The organism is Bacillus sp. XT-2, assembly GCF_025696525.1.
Classification (GTDB): Bacteria; Bacillota; Bacilli; order Bacillales; family Bacillaceae; genus Bacillus; species Bacillus halotolerans.
Genome location: NZ_JAHVOC010000010.1, coordinates 108004 through 129100, shown reverse-complemented (window position 1 = coordinate 129100; position 21097 = coordinate 108004). Strand labels below are relative to the sequence as shown.

The 21097-nt window shown below is 45.1% G+C and carries 20 protein-coding genes, 1 pseudogene and 1 riboswitch; of the genes and pseudogenes, 15 read left to right on the top strand and 6 right to left on the bottom strand.

Annotation, left to right across the window (positions count from 1 at the left end):
• Positions 1–33: 33 nt before the first annotated feature.
• A complete protein-coding gene (locus KXD37_RS21550; protein WP_101864020.1) occupies positions 34–855 on the bottom strand; it encodes a manganese catalase family protein in 822 nt (273 codons plus the stop codon).
• A gap of 85 nt (positions 856–940) precedes the next feature.
• Positions 941–1993, bottom strand: a complete 1053-nt coding sequence (locus tag KXD37_RS21545; protein ID WP_188323538.1) for a TRAP transporter substrate-binding protein — start codon at positions 1991–1993, stop codon at positions 941–943.
• A 71-nt stretch (positions 1994–2064) separates the two neighbouring features.
• On the opposite strand from KXD37_RS21545, the gene dctS reads away from it, so the two are divergent.
• From dctS to KXD37_RS21500, 9 genes are all read left to right on the top strand, one after another.
• Entirely contained in the window at positions 2065–3672 is a 1608-nt protein-coding gene (gene dctS / locus KXD37_RS21540; RefSeq protein ID WP_044161761.1) for a two-component system sensor histidine kinase DctS, read from the top strand.
• On the top strand, positions 3662–4342 hold the full coding sequence (locus KXD37_RS21535) for a response regulator (protein WP_101860311.1): 681 nt from the start codon (positions 3662–3664) through the stop codon (positions 4340–4342). Before dctS ends, KXD37_RS21535 begins: the two co-directional genes overlap by 11 nt.
• 118 nt (positions 4343–4460) lie before the next feature.
• The gene (dctP, locus tag KXD37_RS21530) at positions 4461–5726 is read left to right on the top strand and encodes a C4-dicarboxylate transporter DctP (RefSeq protein ID WP_024120280.1); all 1266 of its coding nucleotides are present in this window, start codon (positions 4461–4463) and stop codon (positions 5724–5726) included.
• Positions 5727–5871: 145 nt separating this feature from the next.
• Positions 5872–6924 (top strand): AI-2E family transporter, encoded by a 1053-nt coding sequence (locus tag KXD37_RS21525; protein ID WP_024120281.1) that lies wholly within the window; start codon positions 5872–5874, stop codon positions 6922–6924.
• A gap of 49 nt (positions 6925–6973) precedes the next feature.
• A riboswitch (cyclic di-AMP (ydaO/yuaA leader) is annotated at positions 6974–7105 on the top strand.
• Between the two features lie 72 nt (positions 7106–7177).
• Complete coding sequence (locus KXD37_RS21520) at positions 7178–8416, top strand: dicarboxylate/amino acid:cation symporter (RefSeq protein WP_024120282.1); 1239 nt, start codon at positions 7178–7180, stop codon at positions 8414–8416.
• 90 nt (positions 8417–8506) lie between these two features.
• Positions 8507–9433: an ABC transporter ATP-binding protein gene (locus KXD37_RS21515; RefSeq protein ID WP_106020960.1), complete on the top strand. Its 927-nt coding sequence runs from the start codon at positions 8507–8509 to the stop codon at positions 9431–9433.
• Positions 9426–10193, top strand: coding sequence for an ABC transporter permease (locus KXD37_RS21510; RefSeq protein ID WP_024120284.1), 768 nt, complete (start codon positions 9426–9428; stop codon positions 10191–10193). Before KXD37_RS21515 ends, KXD37_RS21510 begins: the two co-directional genes overlap by 8 nt.
• A 95-nt stretch (positions 10194–10288) precedes the next feature.
• Entirely contained in the window at positions 10289–10624 is a 336-nt protein-coding gene (locus KXD37_RS21505) for a hypothetical protein (RefSeq protein ID WP_003225151.1), read from the top strand.
• A 128-nt stretch (positions 10625–10752) separates the two neighbouring features.
• The gene (locus tag KXD37_RS21500; protein ID WP_105991472.1) at positions 10753–11895 is read left to right on the top strand and encodes an acyl-CoA dehydrogenase family protein; all 1143 of its coding nucleotides are present in this window, start codon (positions 10753–10755) and stop codon (positions 11893–11895) included.
• Positions 11896–11923: 28 nt separating this feature from the next.
• Here KXD37_RS21500 and fbpB read toward each other — a convergent pair whose 3' ends face one another.
• Positions 11924–12070, bottom strand: coding sequence for a Fur-regulated basic protein FbpB (fbpB, locus tag KXD37_RS21495; RefSeq protein ID WP_010333101.1), 147 nt, complete (start codon positions 12068–12070; stop codon positions 11924–11926).
• Positions 12057–12222 (bottom strand): annotated as a pseudogene (locus tag KXD37_RS21490) (Fur-regulated basic protein FbpA). The gene fbpB and the pseudogene KXD37_RS21490 overlap by 14 nt, the downstream one beginning before the upstream one ends.
• Before the next feature lie 249 nt (positions 12223–12471).
• Between KXD37_RS21490 and KXD37_RS21485 the strand changes: the two are divergent.
• Positions 12472–13344, top strand: coding sequence for a cation diffusion facilitator family transporter (locus tag KXD37_RS21485; protein ID WP_263463731.1), 873 nt, complete (start codon positions 12472–12474; stop codon positions 13342–13344).
• Between the two features lie 14 nt (positions 13345–13358).
• Here the strand turns inward: KXD37_RS21485 and KXD37_RS21480 are convergent, their stop codons facing one another.
• Positions 13359–13679, bottom strand: coding sequence for a thioredoxin family protein (locus tag KXD37_RS21480; RefSeq protein ID WP_010333104.1), 321 nt, complete (start codon positions 13677–13679; stop codon positions 13359–13361).
• A 153-nt stretch (positions 13680–13832) separates the two neighbouring features.
• On the opposite strand from KXD37_RS21480, the gene KXD37_RS21475 reads away from it, so the two are divergent.
• The 5 genes from KXD37_RS21475 (at position 13833) to KXD37_RS21455 (ending at position 20408) form a co-directional block, all read left to right on the top strand.
• Entirely contained in the window at positions 13833–14918 is a 1086-nt protein-coding gene (locus KXD37_RS21475) for a D-alanine--D-alanine ligase (protein ID WP_095714122.1), read from the top strand.
• A gap of 74 nt (positions 14919–14992) precedes the next feature.
• Complete coding sequence (locus KXD37_RS21470) at positions 14993–16366, top strand: UDP-N-acetylmuramoyl-tripeptide--D-alanyl-D-alanine ligase (RefSeq protein WP_106020954.1); 1374 nt, start codon at positions 14993–14995, stop codon at positions 16364–16366.
• Positions 16367–16789: 423 nt separating this feature from the next.
• Positions 16790–18274: a degradosome RNA helicase CshA gene (gene cshA, locus KXD37_RS21465; protein ID WP_044161742.1), complete on the top strand. Its 1485-nt coding sequence runs from the start codon at positions 16790–16792 to the stop codon at positions 18272–18274.
• Between the two features lie 183 nt (positions 18275–18457).
• Complete coding sequence (locus KXD37_RS21460) at positions 18458–18937, top strand: PH domain-containing protein (RefSeq protein ID WP_106020952.1); 480 nt, start codon at positions 18458–18460, stop codon at positions 18935–18937.
• Positions 18927–20408, top strand: a complete 1482-nt coding sequence (locus tag KXD37_RS21455; protein WP_263463730.1) for a PH domain-containing protein — start codon at positions 18927–18929, stop codon at positions 20406–20408. Before KXD37_RS21460 ends, KXD37_RS21455 begins: the two co-directional genes overlap by 11 nt.
• Here the strand turns inward: KXD37_RS21455 and KXD37_RS21450 are convergent.
• Positions 20405–21004: a rhomboid family intramembrane serine protease gene (locus KXD37_RS21450; RefSeq protein WP_024120294.1), complete on the bottom strand. Its 600-nt coding sequence runs from the start codon at positions 21002–21004 to the stop codon at positions 20405–20407. The two genes, KXD37_RS21455 and KXD37_RS21450, sit on opposite strands and share 4 nt — an antisense overlap.
• Positions 21005–21097 lie beyond the last annotated feature (93 nt).

Below are 21097 nucleotides of genomic sequence, written 5' to 3'. Positions count from 1 at the left end.
GCTGGAGTGATCTATCCTTTTTATGATAGCCTCTTACTCACGCCCAGGAAGCGTATTATGAACAAAAGGAGGAGCAGGCTTCAATTCCGGCTTTTCTCCAAAAGCTTTTGCTTCGTTCACATATTCAAACGCTTCTCCGTCCGGGGCTTTCTCCTTCAGCCAGTTTTGCTCGGCGCTTTCTTCACCTTCAGAGAAATTGATAAGCTGATGAGAGAATTCCTGTTTCTCGAGCGCTTTCGGGAATGTACCCGGGACAACCGGACCTTCCTGTGCTTCTAATTCTTTAATAGCGGCCAGCCATTGGTTTTGGTGCATTGTGTCACGCGCCAGCAGGAAGCTGAGCATGTCCTTGACGCCTTTGTCATCCGTCATTTCAAACAGGCGTGCAACCTGTAGACGGCCTTGTGATTCCGCATTCAGATTGGCGCGGAAGTCTGCCAGCAGGTTTCCGCTCGCTACGATGTAGCCTCCGCTCCATGGTACGCCTGTACTGCTTTCCGGCATGGCGCCTAGTCCTGATACAATGGCATGGTGAGGGTTCATGCCTCCCATGATGGAACCGATGACTGGATCATCAGCCGCTTTTTCCTGTTCATCAAGCGGGGCATCCTCAAGAAGTCTGGCGATCATGGTAGCGATCATTTCAACGTGCCCGATTTCTTCAGTTGCCGTATCCATCAGCAAATCCTTGTATTTTTCATTTCCTCTTGTATTCCAGCCTTGAAATAAGTACTGCATGGCAACAGAAATTTCTCCGAATTGCCCGCCTAAAATTTCTTGCATTTTTTTAGCGAATAATGGATCTGGACGGTCTGGCTTAGCAGGATGCTGCAGCATTTTCGTATGTTTAAACATGTACCCATCTCCTTTTTTCGTGTCTCTCTTTCTATATTTCCGATGGGAACAAAGATAAACGAAAAGCAGCGTATTGAGATGGGTTCTACGAATCCTTGCGCAGCTCCAGAAGCTCCTGAATCAGCTTCCGGCCGAAGATGGGCTCGTACTTCCGGTAAACAGGATCAAGGCGCTTCATCCAATCTTTTTTCTCTTTATCTGACAGCTCGTAGATTTTAATAGAAGAATGTTTTTTGATTTCTTCCAGCTGCTCCTTGTTCATTTCTTCGGCATACGTTTCATTCCACTCTGTCGTTTCCTGCATCGCTTCCGTCAGAATGCGTCTTGTTTCCGGTGTTTGCGCGTTCCAGAAATGCTCATCAGTCATCACAGCGTAGCCGAGGTAACCGTGGCTGCTTATTGTCAAATAGTCTTGAACATTATAAAATTTTTTAGAATAGATGTTTGAGATTGTATTTTCCTCGCCATCTACTATATTGCTTTCTAACAGCTGAAAAGTAGCATTGAAAGATTCCTGGTGGGGTGCTGCACCAAGCAGCTTGAACTGGTCCTCTATTACATTACTTTGCATAATGCGCAGGTCTTGTCCCTTTAAATCATCCGGGGTTTTGACCGGGCCTTGATTCGTGGTGATTTGCTTAAAGCCGTTTGTCCAGTACGCCAGGCCCTTTAATTGATTTTTCTTTAAGGAATCAAACAGCTGTGTTCCAATTATTCCGTGCAGCCCTTTTTTAACCGCATCATAGTCTGTAAATGCATACGGAAGATCAAGAACTCCCCATTCAGGAGAGAGCATACCGAGCTTCGATGTGGAGGGGGCGATAAATTGTACGTCGCCATTTTGCAATGCTTCGATTTCTTCAATGTCCGAATACAGGCTTCCATTCGGGAACACTTCAATTTTCATTTTCCCGCCTGATTTCTCGTTTACCAGCTCGGCGAATTTGTTGGCGGCCAGCCCTTTTGGCGTGTTTTCAGCAACAACGTGGCTGAATTTGAATACGATTTGATCCTGTAAGCCTTCCTGGTCGTCATCATATACAATCTCTTCGCCGCTGGACCGGTCATGGAATCCGATAAATAAAGCGGTTGCAATTCCGGCGATCATCAGACCGAGACATGCAAGCAAACTCTTCATGAAAAGCCCCCTCCCTTATGTTAAGAATAATGGGGCAGATGTGATTCGTAAAGACCTGAAAGGAGAAGCTGATGAACAAAAAAAAGCTCTCAATCCGCTGGAAAATCACGATCCTTTCTTACATACTCGTCATTTTCTCCTTTTTGATCGGCGGCATTGTGCTCATAGGCAATATTCAGCATACAGAGGAAAGGGAGCTGAAAAAACGGCTGATGAATACGGCTCGGACGGTGTCGGAGATGACCGAAGTGAAAGAGGCGTTATCACGAAAAGAACAAACAGAAGCCGTCCGGCATGCGGTTGAAGAGATCCGGATGATCAATGAAGCAGACTACATTGTCGTCATGGACATGGATCACATTCGCTATACTCATCCTGTCACCACAAACATCGGGAAAAAGTCAAAGGGTGCAGATGAAGAAGCTGCGTTTGCGGAGCACATTTATTTCTCAGAAGCAACGGGCGAGATCGGGACGGCTGTCCGGGCCTTTTATCCGGTAAAGGATCAGGATTTGAATCAGGTCGGCGTAGTACTCGTCGGAAAAACACTGCCGGGGATGGCTGATATTTTGTTTCATTTAAGAAGGGATATCGCCTTCATCGTAGTGCTGACACTCGGGTTCGGCCTGGCGGGTTCGTTCCTGCTGGCCCGTCATATCAAAAAACAAATGTTTCAGCTCGAGCCCCATGAGATTGTCAGAATGTATGAAGAGCGAACCGCTACCTTTCACTCTATGAACGAAGGCGTGATCGCCATTGACAACCGGCATATCATCACAATATTTAATGAAAAAGCCAAACAGATTTTTGAGGTGCAGGGCGATCTGGTCGGAAAGGTGATTTGGGATGTACTCAAGGATTCGCGCCTGCCTGAAATCGTGGAACGGAACAAGGCGGTTTATAATGAAGAAATTCGTGTGAGCGGAAAGGTCATCATGAGCAGCAGGATTCCGATCGTCATGAAGAAAAAAGTCATCGGCGCCGTCGCGATTTTTCAGGACAGAACGGAAGCGGCCAAGATGGCTGAGGAATTGACGGGTGTCAAAAACTTTGTCGAAGCGCTCCGCGTCCAAAATCATGAGCATATGAACAAGCTCCATACCATCGCAGGCCTGATCCAGCTCGGGAAATCTGAAAAAGCGCTGCAGCTGGCGTTTCAGACTTCAACCGAGCAGGAAAACGTCACAGAATTTCTGCATCGCTCCATTCAAAATGACGCCGCGGCGGGGCTTTTGTTAAGTAAAATCAGAAGGGGAAAAGAGCTCGGCATTGCTGTGCATATTGATGAAAACAGCAGCCTGCAGCAATTTCCCGAGCATGTTGACCAGCATGATATCGTCGTGCTTCTCGGCAACCTGATTGAAAATGCCTTCGGCTCGTTTGAAACCGTTCAGTCTGATGACAAACGAATTGACATCAGCATTGAACAAACGGAGGATATCCTTGCGATTTTAATAGAAGACAACGGATGCGGGATTCAACACACACATATGCCGTACCTTTATGAAAAAGGATTTACAGTGAATAAAACAGGCGGCACAGGCTATGGCCTCTATTTAGTCAAGCAAATAACAGACAAAGGATCGGGTGCGATAGAGGTCGATTCACACCCGGGACAGGGAACGTCTTTTTCAATCGTTTTTCCGATGAAGGGGGAGGAAGCGCAGCATGGCTCGTAAGGAAATCAAGGTTCTGCTCATTGAAGACGATCCGATGGTTCAGGAAGTCAATAAGGATTTCATAACAACCGTTAAAGGCTTTACCGTCTGTGCGCAAGCGGGAAACGGGGACGAAGGCATCAAGCTGATCAAAGAACAGCAGCCCGAACTCGTGGTTCTGGATGTATACATGCCAAAAAAAGACGGGATCAAAACCTTGCAGGAGATCAGAAAGCAAAAGCTTGAGGTAGATGTCATCGTCGTATCCGCTGCAAAAGACAAGGAAACAATTGCTCTTATGCTGCAAAATGGAGCAGTTGACTATATCTTAAAACCGTTTAAGCTCGAACGGATGAGACAGGCGCTTGAAAAATATAAGCGGTATAAACAAAAAATAGAGGAAAACGACACGCTGTCCCAGGATCAGCTTGATGCCATCCTCAATATCCCGCAGCAGGCCGTACAGGATCTGCCGAAGGGGTTGAATCATTTTACGATGAATGAGCTCATTGCTTTTTTGAAGCAGCAAACGTCGCCTCTTTCTGCTGAAGAGGTTGCCAAGGCTCTCGGCATCGCCAGAGTGACAGCGAGGCGATATCTTGATTATCTCGAAAAGAACGGAACGATTCAGCTTGATGTTCAGTACGGAGGAGTCGGACGCCCCGTCAACCGCTACATATTTAAAGTGTAAACCCGAGACCAAAAAGACCAAAATGTCCGTTATGAACATAAACTTCCCCGCCTCTAATGAAAACGCTATCATTCTAGTAAGAAAGACACAAAGGCGACTAGGACAGGGGAGGGAGAATATGAAACTGTTTAAAAATTTAACAGTTCAAGTCATAACCGCGGTCATCATCGGGGTCATTGTCGGATTGGTTTGGCCGGATGTCGGGAAAGAAATGAAACCGCTTGGCGATACCTTTATCAACGCTGTGAAAATGGTGATCGCTCCAATCATTTTCTTCACAATCGTTCTCGGGATTGCAAAAATGGGCGATATGAAGAAGGTTGGAAAAGTAGGGGGAAAAGCATTTATCTATTTCGAGGTTGTTACGACCCTTGCACTCATTATCGGTTTATTTGTCGTCAATATTATGAAGCCGGGTGCGGGCCTCGATTACAGCAAGCTTGAAAAGGGAGATGTCTCACAATACACCCAAAATGGCGGTCAGGGGATCGACTGGGTTGAATTTGTCACACACATCGTACCGTCCAACATGGTTGATGCCTTCGCAAAAGGGGATATTTTGCAGGTCTTATTCTTTTCCATTCTTTTCGGAGTCGGTCTAGCGGCATTAGGTGAAAAAGGGAAAAGCGTCATTGATTTTTTTGATAAAGTTTCACATGTCTTTTTCAAAATTATCGGCTATGTTATGCGTGCCGCTCCAATCGGTGCATTCGGAGCGATGGCGTATACGATCGGGCACTTCGGACTCGATTCCATCAAGCCGCTTGCCAGCTTAATGCTGTCCGTGTATATCACAATGTTCCTGTTCGTGTTTGTTGTTTTAAATATCATCTGCAAGCTATACGGATTCAGCCTGTGGAACTACCTGCGCTTCATCAAAGATGAGCTTCTCATCGTGCTCGGCACAAGCTCTTCAGAATCGGTTCTTCCGAGAATGATGGATAAAATGGAACGCTACGGCTGTTCAAAATCAGTCGTCGGGCTCGTTATTCCGACCGGGTATTCGTTTAACCTTGACGGAACATCCATTTATTTATCAATGGCGACTGTCTTTCTGGCTCAAGTGTTTGGAGTGGATCTCAGCATCGGACAGCAAATTACGATTATCCTCGTTCTGATGCTGACTTCGAAGGGGGCAGCCGGTGTGACAGGAAGCGGATTTATCGTTCTTGCGTCAACGCTGTCAGCACTTCAGGTCATTCCGCTTGAGGGTCTTGCGCTTCTGCTTGGTGTCGACCGTTTCATGAGTGAAGGAAGAGCGATTGTGAACCTGATCGGAAACGGAATCGCCACAATCATCGTTGCAAAAAGCGAAAAAGAATTCGATGAAGCAAAAAGCGTGGAGGCTGTGGAAGGCATGAAAAAAATGAAAGCAGCAGTCTGAAAAAAACGGCCCATTATGGGGCCGTTTTTTTAATTGTTTAAGAATAATTAAGGTGAGGACAGAGACCTCAGCATTTTTTTGTTATATAATTTACAAATGGATACTATATTGAATGAAGGACGTTTGTCCTAACAGGAGTGTATAAATGGCCGCTTTAGTAAAATTTTTTCAGCACCCGGGAGTAAGGCGTTTTTCCATCTTTGTCGTGTTAACTGGTGTGTTATATCTATTTAAGAGCATGATCAACTTAATATTGCTGACCTTCATTTTCACATTTCTTATGGATCGTTTGGAGCTTGTCGTCCGGCAATTTTTAAGCCGGTTCTTCCGCGTGAGCCAGCGGGTTGTCATTACGTTTCTCTACATTTTGCTGGCCGTGCTGCTTACAGTCGGAGGGTTTGTGTTTTATCCGGTCGTTGCCGCACAGATTCAGCAGCTGATCAAGCAGATTAAACATATTGCGTATCATCCAAGCAGCATTCCTTTCTTTGATGAGATCACAAGTGTTTTCGGAGATATTAATATTAGTTCGTATGTCAAAGAGGGTTTCAATGTACTATATACGTATCTGGCCGATATCAGCACATTCGGCTTGCAGATCGTGATGGCGCTCATTCTCAGCATGTTCTTCTTATTTGAGAAAAAACGGCTGTCTGAATTTATGGAGCAGTTTAAAACGAGCAAGCTTGCTGTTTTTTATAATGAGATTGCTTTTTTCGGAGGTAAATTCGCGAGAACATTCGGCAAGGTGCTTGAGGCACAATTTATCATTGCGCTCGTGAACTGCATACTGACTTTTATTGCACTCTGGATTATGCACTTCCCTCAGCTGTTGGGGCTGTCCATCATGGTTTTCTTTCTCGGATTGATCCCGGTAGCAGGCGTTGTCATCTCCCTGATTCCGCTTAGTATTATTGCATACAGCACAGGCGGCGGAATGTATGTGCTTTACATTGTGCTTGTCATTTTCGCCATTCATGCGATTGAGACATATTTCCTCAATCCGAAGCTGATGTCAGCGAAAACAGAGCTGCCGATCTTTTTCACATTTACAGTCCTGATTTTTTCTGAACACTTTCTCGGCATTTGGGGCTTAATTATCGGGATTCCGATCTTTGTATTTCTCCTTGATATTCTTGATGTAACCAACAAGGAAAATAGGCCTAAAAGACCTCGAGAGAAAAGTAACAAAAAATAGTTTACAAAATTGGATATTTTCTGTATAAATAAAACTACATCATACAAAAGTAAGCCACACGCTTAATCCTTTTTAAAAGGAGTGGGGGACCCAATCGTTTGGGGTTCATTTTTCATCTGAAAAACGGACATCTCTTCGTCCGAACCCGGCAGCTAACCTCATCAGCGTGAAGAGAGAATCCTGTGGTTTTATGATACAGCCAAAGCCCGCGGGAGTCTCTCGCGGGCTTTTTTTCAAAAAAGGAGGAATGCGGATGAAACTGGCAAGAAAGATCATCATTGCATTGGTTCTGGGTGCCGTCACGGGGATTATTCTTAATGTAACATCACCTGAATTATTTGAAAATTTGAATAAGTTTGTATTCGGGCCTCTTGGCACCATCTTTTTAAATCTCATTAAAATGCTTGTCGTACCGATTGTTTTTTTCTCTCTTACATTAGGAGTTGCCGGGCTTGGCGATCCTAAAAAGCTTGGCAGAATCGGTGTGAAGGCCATTTCTTATTTTCTCATCACGACAGCGGTGGCGATTACGATCGGGCTTATACTGGCGCTTGTCATTAAGCCGGGTGAGTTCGGCACTTATGATGTCTCATCCGCTAAATTCGAGGCAGAAGAAGCGCCGAGTGTTGCTGACACACTTCTGAACATGATTCCGGCCAATCCCGTTCAAGCGATGACCGAAGGAAATATGCTCCAGATTATCGTGTTTTCCATTTTTGTCGGACTCGGGATTACGATGCTAGGCAAAAAAGCGGATATGCTTTTGAAAGTCGTGGAGCAGGGCAATGAACTGATGATGTATCTGGTCAACCTGGTCATGAAGTTTGCGCCATACGGCACGTTTGGTCTCATTGCGACAGCTATCGGCAGCCAGGGATTCAGTGCAATAAAAGCGATGGGGCTGTACATGATTGTTGTTACACTGTCTCTTGTCATACATGCAATCGTCACATACGGTTCAACAGTGGCTCTTTTAGCAAAAAGAAATCCGATTACATTCTTTAAAGATTTCTCAGAAGTTATGGTCGTTGCGTTCAGTACCTCAAGCAGCAATGCAACGCTTCCGGTATCAATGGATGTAGCCCAGAAAAAACTAAAAGTGCCTGAGCCGATCAGCAGCTTCGTTCAGCCGCTCGGGGCGACGATTAACATGGACGGGACAGCCATTATGCAAGGGGTGGCCACCATCTTCATTGCACAGGTATTCGGACATGATCTTACATTTACGCAATTGCTGATGGTGATATTGACGGCTGTATTAGCAAGTGTGGGAACTGCGGGTGTTCCGGGAGTCGGTTTGATTATGCTCGCCATGGTGCTTCAATCAGTCGGCTTGCCTGTTGAGGGTATCGGATTGATCCTCGGAATAGACCGCTTGCTCGATATGCTTCGCACAGTGGTCAACACAACAGGAGACGCGGCCTGTGCCGTCATCATTACAGAAACAGAAAAGAACAAACAGCCGGAGCAAGCACCGACTCTATCGGTTTAACCAAACATTTGGAAGCAACAAATGCTATAATACAAACAGTGCCTATTTTTAGGCACTGTTTATTTTTGTCGAAAAAAGGAGGAAGGCTTTATGGCTGAGCCGATTTTACATATTGAAGGCCTTGATAAAAAAATAGGGTCTAAACAGATTTTAAAACAGATCAGCATGGACGTCAGGCAGGGAGAGATTATCGGTCTTCTCGGTCCGAACGGTTCCGGAAAAACGACACTCATCCGCATCATCGTCGGACTGTTAAAACAAAACAGCGGAAGCGTGGCCATCAACGGATTCAAGCATGATACTGAGTTCGAACAAGCGATGGAAGCTGTCGGCGCGATTGTGGAAAACCCTGAGTTTTACCCGTACCTGTCAGGCTGGGAAAACCTCAAACACTTTGCAAATATGCACAAAAAGATAACTGATGAAAGACTGGACGAAGTGGTGGAAAGAGTCGGGCTGACATCAGCGATTGATGATAAAGTGAAAACCTACTCCCTCGGCATGCGCCAGCGTCTCGGCATTGCTCAGGCGATTCTTCACCGGCCGAAGCTTCTCATTTTAGATGAGCCGACAAACGGTCTTGATCCTGCCGGTATGAAGGATTTTCGCGATCATATTAAGGAGCTCGCTGAAGAGGAAGGAACAGCGGTTTTATTCGCTACTCATTTATTGCGTGAAGTTGAAGACCTGTGTGACCGTGTGATCATCATACAAAAAGGCGAGATCAAAGCAGAAGTAAGCCTGAATGGAGCCGGTCAGAAAACGGAGAAAGCCGTTATAGAAGTGCAGCCGGCGGAAAAAGCGCTCGATTGGCTGATGGGCAATGGGTACTCAGCTGAACGTAAAGACGGCTCCATCGTGGTGGATATAGCGAAAGAAAATATACCAGAGCTGAACCGCTCGCTAGTCGGACAAGGACTGAACGTATTTTCAATTATGCCTTATACGCAGTCACTGGAAGACGAATTTATTAAAGCGACAACCGCTCATCAAGAGGAGGGAGAAGAGCTTGTCTAAATTAATATGGAATGAACATATGAAACTCTTTAATCGGAAAGTTACATTTGTTTCGCTTATATTGATGGCCGTTTTTCAATTTTTCATGGCGCTGATCATTAAACGGATCGTTATCAGTGCCGGAACTGACGAAAATTTCATCGGCTACTTTTCCTATACACCGAGCCTGAATATCTTGCTGCAGGCGTTAACCATTGTCATTGCAGCGACGATTATTTCTAATGAATTTGATAAAAAGACAATCAAATTTCTGCTCATACGCCCGGTCAAGCGGCAAAAGGTCTTTTGGTCGAAACTAATGACAGTTGTAATGGTCAGCTTCTATCTTTATCTGGCATACTACATTCTGGCTTTATTATTCGGTCTTGTCTTTTTTGGCACGTCCGTGACATCTGAATCAAAAACATTGTTCATCAACACATTGGAGCTAATCGGCACAAACTGGCTTGAAGCGGTGCTGATGGGATTATTCGGTTTGCTTTGTTCATCACTGTTCCGCAACAGTGCCATTTCAGTTGTTGTTTCTTTTGTTGTTTTATATGGAGCAAGTTCACTTGTGCAAATCATGAAGCTGTTTGAAAACAAATGGGGAAGCTTTTTGCTTTTTGCAAACACGGACTTCACTCAATACAAAAGCGGACAAACGGCTCTGTTTTCAGGCATGACGCCATTGTTCTCTGTAGGGATTATTGTGATTCATGCTGTTTTCTTCATTGCCGTTGCCTGGTGGAGTTTCTGCAAACGGGATGTTCGAATCTAAAGGCAAGGAATGACATTTTTGTGAAAAAGCTCACGTAAATCAATATCATTCAATGTTTTGGTTTATAATAAAGGTACTGACGGAGGTGTCTCGAATTGAGGAACTTTATTACCGCTTTACCGATTGTATTGCTGCTTGGATTCTCATTTGTGTCATTCATGTTTCAGTTTGAACATCTTGTATATTTCAGGCTCGCGCTGGGGTTGTTTTCTCTCGTGGGGCTGTACATGATATATAAAATGAAGACGGGTATCCGTTATTTTATCATATATCTGTATGCAAGCTGGATTGTGCTTGCGGCAGTTACTGCCTTTGAAGAGCCGATTTTCTCAAGCTTTTTCTTCGGCGGATTGGTCATGACAATGGGTTACCTGACTTATATGCTCATTTATCTCGGTATGAAACAAGACCGGGATGCAAATCCGGTTTAAACACGCTGTTCCCTCGGGAACGGCGTGTTTTTCTATCGTGGACAAATTGTTAACAGTTGCGGAATCATGGCTGGAAATCTATAATACATATTAAATTTATCGGAATTGAAAAAATGGGGGGCTGCCGGATGTCATTATTTGTACGGAACGAAAAACAGCGGCAATGGATAGAGAAAATAGGACAGCTAGCGGATGAATTTCAGCAAACAGCCGCTGAGGATGATGAACAGGGACGATTTCCTGCCGAAAAAATACAAAAACTGCGTGATTCGGGATATACGGCGATAACCGTGCCAAAATCCCATGGAGGAGCAGGAATGTCTGTTTACGACATGCTGCTTTTTCAAGAGCGGCTTGCACGGGGAGATGCTCCTGCAGCTCTGAGCATCGGCTGGCATTTAAGCGTGATGGGAGAGCTCGGAGAAGGAAACAGCTGGGATGAAGATGTGTTTGCGTTTATCGCAAAGGAAGTCCAAAACGGCGCCGTGATCAATAGAGCAGCGACAGAAGCGAAAACTGGGAGCCCGACCAGGGGAGGACGCCCCGGGACTGCCGCCGTCAAAAAGGACGGCAAATGGGTGGTGAATGGAAGAAAAACGTTTACGACAATGTCGCAAGCGCTTGATTATTTTTTAGTGACGGCATGGATTGAAGAAAAACAAACAACAGGTGTCGTGTTGGTTCATAAAAATGATCCTGGTGTATCAATTGAAGAAACATGGGATATGATGGCGATGCGGGCTACCGGCAGCCATGATCTTGTATTAAACGAGGTAACGCTGGAGGACAATAAACTGGTGGAGCTGCTTCAAGGGCCGCGGGGAGCAAAGCCAAATGGCTGGCTGCTCCATATTCCGGCGGTTTATCTTGGCGTGGCTCAAGCTGCTAGAGACTATGCGGTGCGCTTTGCCTCCGAGTATTCTCCAAATAGTTTGAAGGGGCCGATCAAGGATGTTCCGGCCGTTCAGCAAAGAACAGGCGAAATGGAGCTTGAATTGCTGAATGCCAGACACTTTCTTTTTCATGCGGCTGAATTGTATGACGATCCGGAGCGCCGCCCTTACTTGAAGAGTGAGCTCGGTGCGGCAAAACATATCGTCACAAACGCCGCGCTTTCTGTTGTAGACAAAGCGATGAGAATTGCAGGGGCCAAAAGCCTCGAACGCACCAATCCGCTTCAGCGCTATTACCGGGATGTGCGCGCCGGTCTCCATAACCCGCCGATGGACGACGCGGTCATTCAAAAGCTGGCCGCAGAAGCCTTTCATTAAATAAAAAAGAGCCTTTGCCGGCTCTTTTTTATGTATTGTTTTGTTCCTGAAGATTCTTCTGATGCTTGCGGTCAATTCTGTCGTAAATGACGTTCATCAGCTTTGGATTGCCCATGATCGCCTCTTTGTTTTCCTGGATCAGCTGTTGGTAGGTTTTTATTTTACGCTTTGGCATGCCCTGGCGCCTCCTGACAATGTTTTGTATTCACTTTCCAGCTCCATCAGCGACAATTCATACAAATGACGCTTGGACTTTTTGTATATACCATTCTGTATTAACAGATGAATGAGATGCTTTTTTCTGATTTCTGCAGACTGAGGTGTCATTGTGTCACCAACCTCCAATCAAACGATATTGATAATCATTATCAATTAATCTCAGTATACAATGCCCTCCACAGCCTGTAAAGGTGAAAACAGTCCTATTCTTTCGTAAGTAAGCAAACCTTCAACATATCGACAAAAAGTTTCCCGGGCAATAATTTGCTGTCGAAATTTCCCTCCCCGTTGAGAATCGCTGCTGCTATTTTTCATGTTTTTAACCATACTATGTAATAGAATGGAGGCTGGTATTCAATGGGGAGGAGAGATAATCTTAAAAAGGGAGAAAAAGGAGCACTCCTCAATATTTTGGCATATATCATTCTTGCTGCTGTGAAGCTGACAATCGGAATACTGTATCATTCTGAAGCGCTGAGAGCAGACGGGTTAAACAATGGGACAGATATTGTGGCGTCAATAGCGGTGCTGATCGGACTGCGTATTTCGCAAAGGCCGGCTGACAGTGACCACCCATATGGCCATTATCGGGCTGAAACAATTTCGTCCCTTATTGCGTCTTTTATTATGATGGCTGTTGGAATTGAAGTGTTAATCGGCGGAGGAAAAGCGATTGCGGGCGGCACATCAGAAACGCCAAGTCTTATCGCGGCGTGGACGGCTTTAGGCAGTGCAGTGTTTATGTACGGCATCTATTTATATAACAAAAGACTCGCATCATCCATTAAAAGCTCTGCACTTATGGCGGCGGCGAAGGACAGCAGGTCAGACGCATTTGTAAGTGCCGGAGCGTTTATCGGTGTTTTTTCGTCCCAGCTGCAGCTGGCCTGGATAGATCCGGTTACGGCTTTTATTATCGGAATCATCATTTGCAAGACAGCCTGGGATATCTTCAAAGACGCTTCGCATTCATTAACGGACGGGTTCCATTTGAAAGATCTTGAACCTTATAAACAGACTGTCGGCCGGATAGAAAATGTGCATCGTCTTAAGGACGTGAAAGCGCGATACTTGGGCAGCACAGTACATATAGAGATGGTCATTACAGTGGATCCGAAGCTGACAGTAGAGGAAGGCCACGGGGTCGCAGATGAGGTAGAAAACAAAATAAAACATGAACACGATGTCACTCATGTTCATGTTCACGTAGAGCCCGACGACATAAAATAGGGCTGCTGATCGAATTAGCTTATATGTTCTGATAAGAATTCAGTCACTTCTTCAGGCGTTTTGGCATTGGCGCTGTGAAGATGGCCTGTTTTTTCTCCATTTTTGAAAATGAGCAGGCTTGGAATACCCATTACCTGATATGTTTCAGCCAGTTCAGGAAGCTCGTCCTTATTCAGCTCGTACCAATCGTTTTGATTGTACGTTTCCAAAATATCGCCGATGAACATATTCATGCGTGTGCAGTCAGGGCACCAATCAGCATAAAACTTTACAATGATTTCTTTATCAGATTGAATCAATTCATTAAATTGTTCTTTTGTTGTGATTTTTTTCATATGTCACATCTCCTTTTCAATGCCATTTTAATATAAAATAAAAAGGAATTACATACAAATGCATTCAGCTTCAGCATGCCCAAAAATAATTAGATCATTTTCTTGTGAAAGTGATAAGATAGTAAAGATGAATTGTAGTGGGGGGAGTATCCATTGAAAACAAGTCTAGGATTAGTGTACGGCGGTAAGTCAGCCGAACATAATGTTTCGCTTCAGACAGCTCTGGCTGTAACAAAAGCGCTAAATACTGAGAAGTTTGATATACATCCAATTTATATAACTGAAAAAGGCGAATGGATAAGAGGCGCACGTTTAACAGAGCCTGTTTCCAACGTAAAAATGCTTCAGCTTGAGCAGGGCGGAACTGCTTTTTCTCCATCTGCTCTCAACCAGGAGATGTTTCCGCAGGAAGTGTCACAACAAAATGAAGCAATTGATGTCGTCTTCCCGCTCCTGCACGGCCCGAACGGAGAGGACGGAACGATTCAGGGAATGCTTGAACTTTTAAATATTCCTTATGTCGGCAACGGTGTGCTCGCTTCCTCAGCTGGTATGGATAAAGTTGTCATGAAGCATTTGTTTGCGCAAGCCGGCCTTGCACAGGCGAAATACACAGCCTTCCTTAAAAAAGACTGGACTCGTTCTCCAGAAGAAAGCTGCGAGCAAGTAGAACAAGAATTGGGCTACCCTTGCTTCGTGAAGCCGGCCAACCTTGGCTCAAGCGTCGGAATCAGCAAATGCCGAAACCGTGAAGAACTGCAAAAAGCGTTTGAGCTGGCGTTCCAATATGACCGGAAAGTCGTAGTCGAAGAAGGCATCAACGGCCGCGAAATTGAAATCGGCGTTCTCGGAAATGATGATCCTAAATGCTCTGCAGTTGGAGAAATCGCACCTAAGACAGATTTCTACGATTACAAAGCGAAATACGAGGATGGAGACACTGACCTGATTATTCCTGCGGCTGTAACAGATGAGGAATACGCGAAAATCAGTGACATGGCGATCAGAGCGTTTAAATCAATTGACGGTTCAGGACTTGTCAGAGCCGACTTTTTCCTGACAGCTGACGGCGAAGTGCTGATCAATGAAGTAAACACGATGCCAGGTTTTACACCGTTCAGCATGTTCCCGCTTCTCTGGAAAGAAGCCGGAGTTGAATATGCTGACCTCATTGAACAGCTTGTAGAGCTGGCTAAAGAACGCCACGCTGAAAAACAATTGATTAAACATACATTCTAAATGAAGACGGACACTGCCGGTAAAAGGGCAGTGTCTTTTCCCGTATATCACCAAAAGAAAGAGAGGGACCTTACTTGATTAAGCGAACCGTAAAAAAAATTGCCGAAATGGTCAAAGGCACACTGACAAACCCGCAATATGAAAATACAGTCATTCATGGAGTTGCTACAGATACAAGAAAGCTGGAAAGCAATCAGCTTTTCATCCCGCTGAAAGGGGAACATTTTAACGGCCACACTTTTGTGCCGCAGGCTTTTGAAGCTGGTGTGTCTGCCGTTCTGTGGAACCGCTCGGAACCAAATCCGCCCGAGAATCAAGCTGTGATTCTGGTGGAAGATACATTGTCTGCACTCCAGCAGCTTGCAAAAGCTTATTTACAGGAGCTGGGCACACGTGTCATCGGGGTAACAGGAAGCAACGGCAAAACGACGACCAAAGACATGATTCACACTGTCCTGCAAACGCGGTACCGCGTCCATAAAACAGGAGGAAACTTCAACAACCATATCGGGCTGCCGCTTACAGTGTTAGCGATGCCTGAAGATACAGAAATTGCCGTACTGGAAATGGGAATGAGCGCAAAAGGAGAAATTGACCTCCTGAGCCGCCTGGCAAATCCGGATGCGGCTGTGATAACGAATATCGGCGAATCCCACATGCAGGATCTTGGTTCAAGAGAAGGCATTGCGGAAGCGAAACTGGAAATTATCAACGGCCTGAAAGAAGACGGTGTGCTGATTTATATCGGAGACGAACCGCTCTTGCAAAAGGACTACAGCTGCCAAACGAAAACGTATGGTACTGGGGCGCAAAACGATTATCAGCTGCAGGATGTCAGCCAGAGTGAAGCGGGAACCCATTTTACGATCAAAGGCATAGAAAAAACGTTTTTTATCCCTATACTGGGCAAACATAATGTGATGAACGCCATGGCGGCAATCGCTGCAGGGGCTTATTTCGGCATCACACCTGAGGATGCGGCAAAAGGATTAAGCGGCCTGAAGGTCACCGGCATGAGACTTGAATTGATGAAAACAGACAGCGGCATTTCTATTATTAATGACGCTTATAACGCGAGCCCGACGTCGATGAAGGCTGCAATCCAACTGACAGAAAGCCTTGAAGGATACGGGAAGAAAATGGTCGTGCTCGGAGACATGCTTGAACTCGGCGATCTTGAAGAAACGTTCCATAAAGAATGCGGCGCTGTGATCAGCCCGGACAAAATTGACCACGTCTTTACGTATGGAAAACTTGGGGCATTTATCGCGGAAGGTGCGATGGAACATTTTAGCGAAGAACGCATCAGCCACTTCAGCGACAAAAAAGATCTCACTCAGGCCCTGAAGAATAAAGCGGCAAAGGGAGATTTGATTTTATTCAAGGCGTCAAGAGGTATGAAGCTTGAAGAAATCGTTAAAGATTTAATGGAGAGCCCGTTTTCTTAAAAAATCCTGCGGAAAAAAGCAGATTGCAATCATAAAATAAAAATGATGTGCAGACACTAATGTATGCCGGCCCGAAATAATTTATGTATGACCGGCTGAGGCTATGGTACAATAATGACAGGTTTATTTCGCGATACGAAAATATGTGTACGGACCGCCACCCGCTGACCTTAGGTTTTCCGCGGACACAAGGAGCGGGATTGGGCATCGTCCGGCATATTTGGTTAGCAGGTCAGCGAGCGCATTCAAAATGCTGATCTGCTTACCGCGTTATTGAAAAACAAGTAGTGTAATGGTAAGATAAAACTTAAAGTAATTCGGGCTTTGTATACGTAAGGATCCTGTCCTTTTTCCATGGAGGGCAGTTTTTAAGTGGTAAATCACGACATTACTGAAACAGCAATTAGAAGGAGTTTGAATAATTTGACTATAACGTTTCAAGATTTTCAATTAAGTTCTGATCTCATGAAGGCAATTAACCGTATGGGATTTGAAGAAGCAACGCCGATTCAGGCACAAACGATTCCGCTCGGACTTTCAAATAAAGATGTCATTGGACAAGCGCAAACAGGTACAGGTAAAACAGCTGCGTTTGGTATACCCCTTGTTGAGAAAATTAACCCCGAGTCTCCTAATATTCAAGCAATCGTAATCGCACCAACCCGTGAACTAGCCATTCAAGTATCTGAAGAATTATATAAAATCGGACAAGATAAACGTGCGAAAGTTCTTCCTATTTACGGTGGGCAGGATATTGGACGACAAATCCGGGCGTTAAAGAAAAATCCGCATATCATTGTCGGAACACCGGGACGTCTTCTTGACCACATTAACCGCCGCACGATTCGTTTAAACAATGTAAATACTGTTGTAATGGATGAAGCGGATGAAATGCTGAATATGGGGTTCATCGACGACATCGAATCTATTCTTTCAAATGTGCCGAGCGAGCATCAGACGCTTCTGTTCTCAGCTACAATGCCAGCGCCGATCAAACGCATTGCAGAGCGTTTCATGACTGAGCCTGAACACGTAAAAGTAAAAGCAAAAGAAATGACTGTTTCTAACATTCAGCAGTTCTATTTGGAAGTACAGGAACGTAAAAAGTTCGACACACTGACTCGTCTTCTTGACATTCAGTCTCCTGAGCTTGCGATTGTATTCGGACGTACAAAACGCCGTGTTGATGAACTGGCAGAAGCCCTGAACCTTCGCGGATATGCAGCTGAAGGAATTCATGGTGATTTAACGCAGGCGAAACGTATGGTTGCGCTTCGCAAATTTAAAGAAGGTGCAATCGAAGTACTTGTTGCAACTGATGTTGCAGCTCGCGGACTCGATATCTCAGGTGTTACACACGTGTACAACTTCGACGTGCCTCAAGATCCTGAAAGCTATGTTCACCGTATCGGAAGAACAGGCCGCGCAGGTAAAACAGGTATGGCGATGACGTTTATCACACCGCGTGAGAAAAGCATGCTTCGCGCAATTGAACAAACAACGAAACGCAAAATGGACCGCATGAAAGAGCCGACACTTGATGAAGCGTTAGAAGGCCAGCAGCAGGTTACAGTTGATCGTCTTCGTACGACAATCAGCGAAAACAACTTGAACTTCTACATGACAGCGGCAGCTGAGCTGCTTGAAGATCATGATGCAGTGACAGTGGTTGCAGCGGCTATCAAAATGGCTACAAAAGAGCCGGATAGCACGCCTGTTCGCTTAACGGACGAAGCGCCGATGATCGGCAAACGCTACAAAAACCAACGCACTTCTAAACGCAGAGACGGACAAGGCGGCGGTTACCGGGGCGGTAAAGGGAAAAGCAACAACCGTTCTTCCTATGATAAAAAGCGTTCAAACGATCGCCGTTCTTCAGGTGACAGACGCCAGAAAAAATCATACTAATTCTGTAAAGAATATAAGAGCCTAAAACATGAGTTGTTTTGGGCTTTTTTTATGTTCAAAAATTCATGGACATTAAGCAAACTTTCAGCTGACGGCACCGTTTTTTCTATGTATGCTTAAAGATGAAACTTTTTCTGCATAAGTGCGTATAAGTAACGATGATAAAAACGGGAGGTAGGTATTTTGAGAAAGCAGCCAAAAAACCAAATCAGTCCAGACGGATTAAAGGTTTGGCGACTTCAAGAGATAATCATATCCGCTGTCTGCTTGCTTATTGTCATAGCAGTTGCAGTGTTCAGTTATTTTTTTCATTGGCCGTACTGGATCAGCGGCGTGCTCGGCGCAGTTTGGCTGCTGGGTTCGGTTGTGACGATTTATCTGATTCCAAAGATCCGGCACAAAGTGTGGCGTTATGAAGTTCATGAAAACGAAATAGATATTCAATCAGGTATCTTTGTTGTGACACGCGTGATCGTGCCGATGGTCAGGGTTCAGCACGTAGACACATCGCAAGGGCCGTTATTAAGAAAATACAATCTGGCAACAGTGAAAATCTCCACGGCAGCAACTGTGCATTCAATTCCTGCTTTAGAGATGGAGGAAGCGGATCAGCTGAGAGACTCCATTTCGCGCCTGGCAAGGGTGACTGACGATGATGTCTGAACCGAAACGCCTTCACCCGGCGGCAGTCATTTTGAATTTATCCCATACCATTATTCAAACGATAAAAAATATTATTCTGCCATTCTTTTTTGTGTATATCGTCAACTCTAATCATACTGTCCGTTTTTACGGAGCCATCGCGCTCGGCGTTTTGTTCATCTGGCTCGTGGCAGCAAGCATCATCAAATGGAGAAAGTTTTCCTATCGAATCGAAGATGATGAATTCAGAATCGAAGAAGGCTTGTTTGTGACGAAAAAGAGGTATATATCGATTGACCGGATTCAAACGATGAATACGAGTGCGGGTGTGGTCCAGCAAATTTTCAAGCTTGTCAAACTGCAAATTGAAACGGCTGGCGGCGGCAAAGAGGCGGAAGCGGTATTGTCGGCTATATCAGTTGAAGAAGCTGAAAGAATCAAAGAAGCCGTATTCAAGAAAAAAGCAGAAAGAAATTCAATCGATACCGATGAAGGCCTGTCAGGAGATAAAGAGGCGCTCCCGGATGCAGAGCCGCAGGTGAACTACAGCATGAATGCAAAAGAATTACTTATGGCCGCTTCAACTTCCGGAGGAATCGGCGTGATTATCTCTGCTGTATTTGCGCTCATTTCTCAGCTGGATGAGGTGCTGCCGATGGATTGGCTCTTTAAGAAATTCTCCTTTCTGCAGCACGCCAATATAGGCATATACGCCGTACTTATATTTATTGGTTTATTTATCACCTGGATTCTCAGCATAGCCGGCATGATGTTCAAATATGCTAACTTTCAAATCATGAAAAAAGAGCAGGAATTGGTGATTTCAAGGGGTATTATTGAAAAACACCAAGTCACCATACCGCTTCGCAAAATACAAGCCATCAAAATAAAAGAAAACATCATCCGCCAGCTTTTCGGTTTTGCGACGGTGTCAATCGTCAGCGCGGGCGGCGGAGGAGACCCGGAAAAAGCAGAGGGCGCTTCGACCATTCTGTTTCCGATGATCCACAAAAAAAAGCTTCCCGGCATGCTGCGTACTTTTACGCCGGAATACACGCTGGAAGAAAATCGCCGCCATCTGCCGCGGCGCGCATTGAAGCGGTACTTATTCCGCTCAACCATTTTCTCCATCTTTTTCATCATTCCGCTGTGTATTTTCTTTCAGCCATGGGGTTATCTCTCGATTGTCCTGCTGCCGATTGAATTGTTTTTCGGGTATCTTGCTTATAAAGATGCGGCCTGGGTGATCAGCGGAGACCGTCTCCAGCTGACATCGAGATTTATCGGCAGAACGACTGCAATTGTGTTGAGAAAGCGAATGCAGGTATGCAAAACGAGCCAATCTTATTTTCAAAAGAAGGGGAAGCTGTATACTATTTCCACCTCGGTAAAATCGTCAAGCCATATGGAAGAATTAACGGTGAGAGATGTGGGAGAAGAGGATGCAGATTTCATTTTAAATTGGTACTCATATGAAAAAGCGGACGGTTAATACCGCCGCTCTTTTTTTTGCACACATAAAAAAGACAGGAGAAACCCGCCGCAAAGTCCAAACAGGTGGGCCATCATGTTAATATTGGAGTTGATAAACGACATGAGAACGGCAAAGGCAAGCAATGTGATAATCATTTTGGAGTTGTCCTGCCCGATCAGCTCTTTACGATAAAGAACCATAAACAGATAAACGCCGAACAGCCCGAAAATCGCGCCGGAAGCCCCGACATGCACATAATCCAGCGGTTCTGTAAAATACGTGCCGATGTTTCCGATCATTCCGGAGCCTGCATACACAAGAAGGAAGCGCGCTTTTCCAAGCATTCGTTCCAGAGCCGGCGCAAATAAAAAGATGGACATTGAATTAAACAGCAAATGGGTAAACCCTGCGTGAAGAAAAATCGGCGTGACCAGCCGCCACCATTCACCGTTAGCGACGCCAAGGTTATAGCCTGTGACAGCGTCTCTCCACAACACGACTGAAGGAACAGGAAGTGAAAAGAAAAGCCAGAGAACGGCCTGAGCAGCCAATATAAAGGTGACAACGGGATAAAGCCTGATAAAGGTTTGAAAGTTTTCAGTCCGTATAAACATGCCGAGCCCCATTTCATCATTTTGGTATTTCTATAGTAACACGTTTATGAGACAAACCATTCAAATAGTACAAGCGCAAAGGAGGGTGTAAAA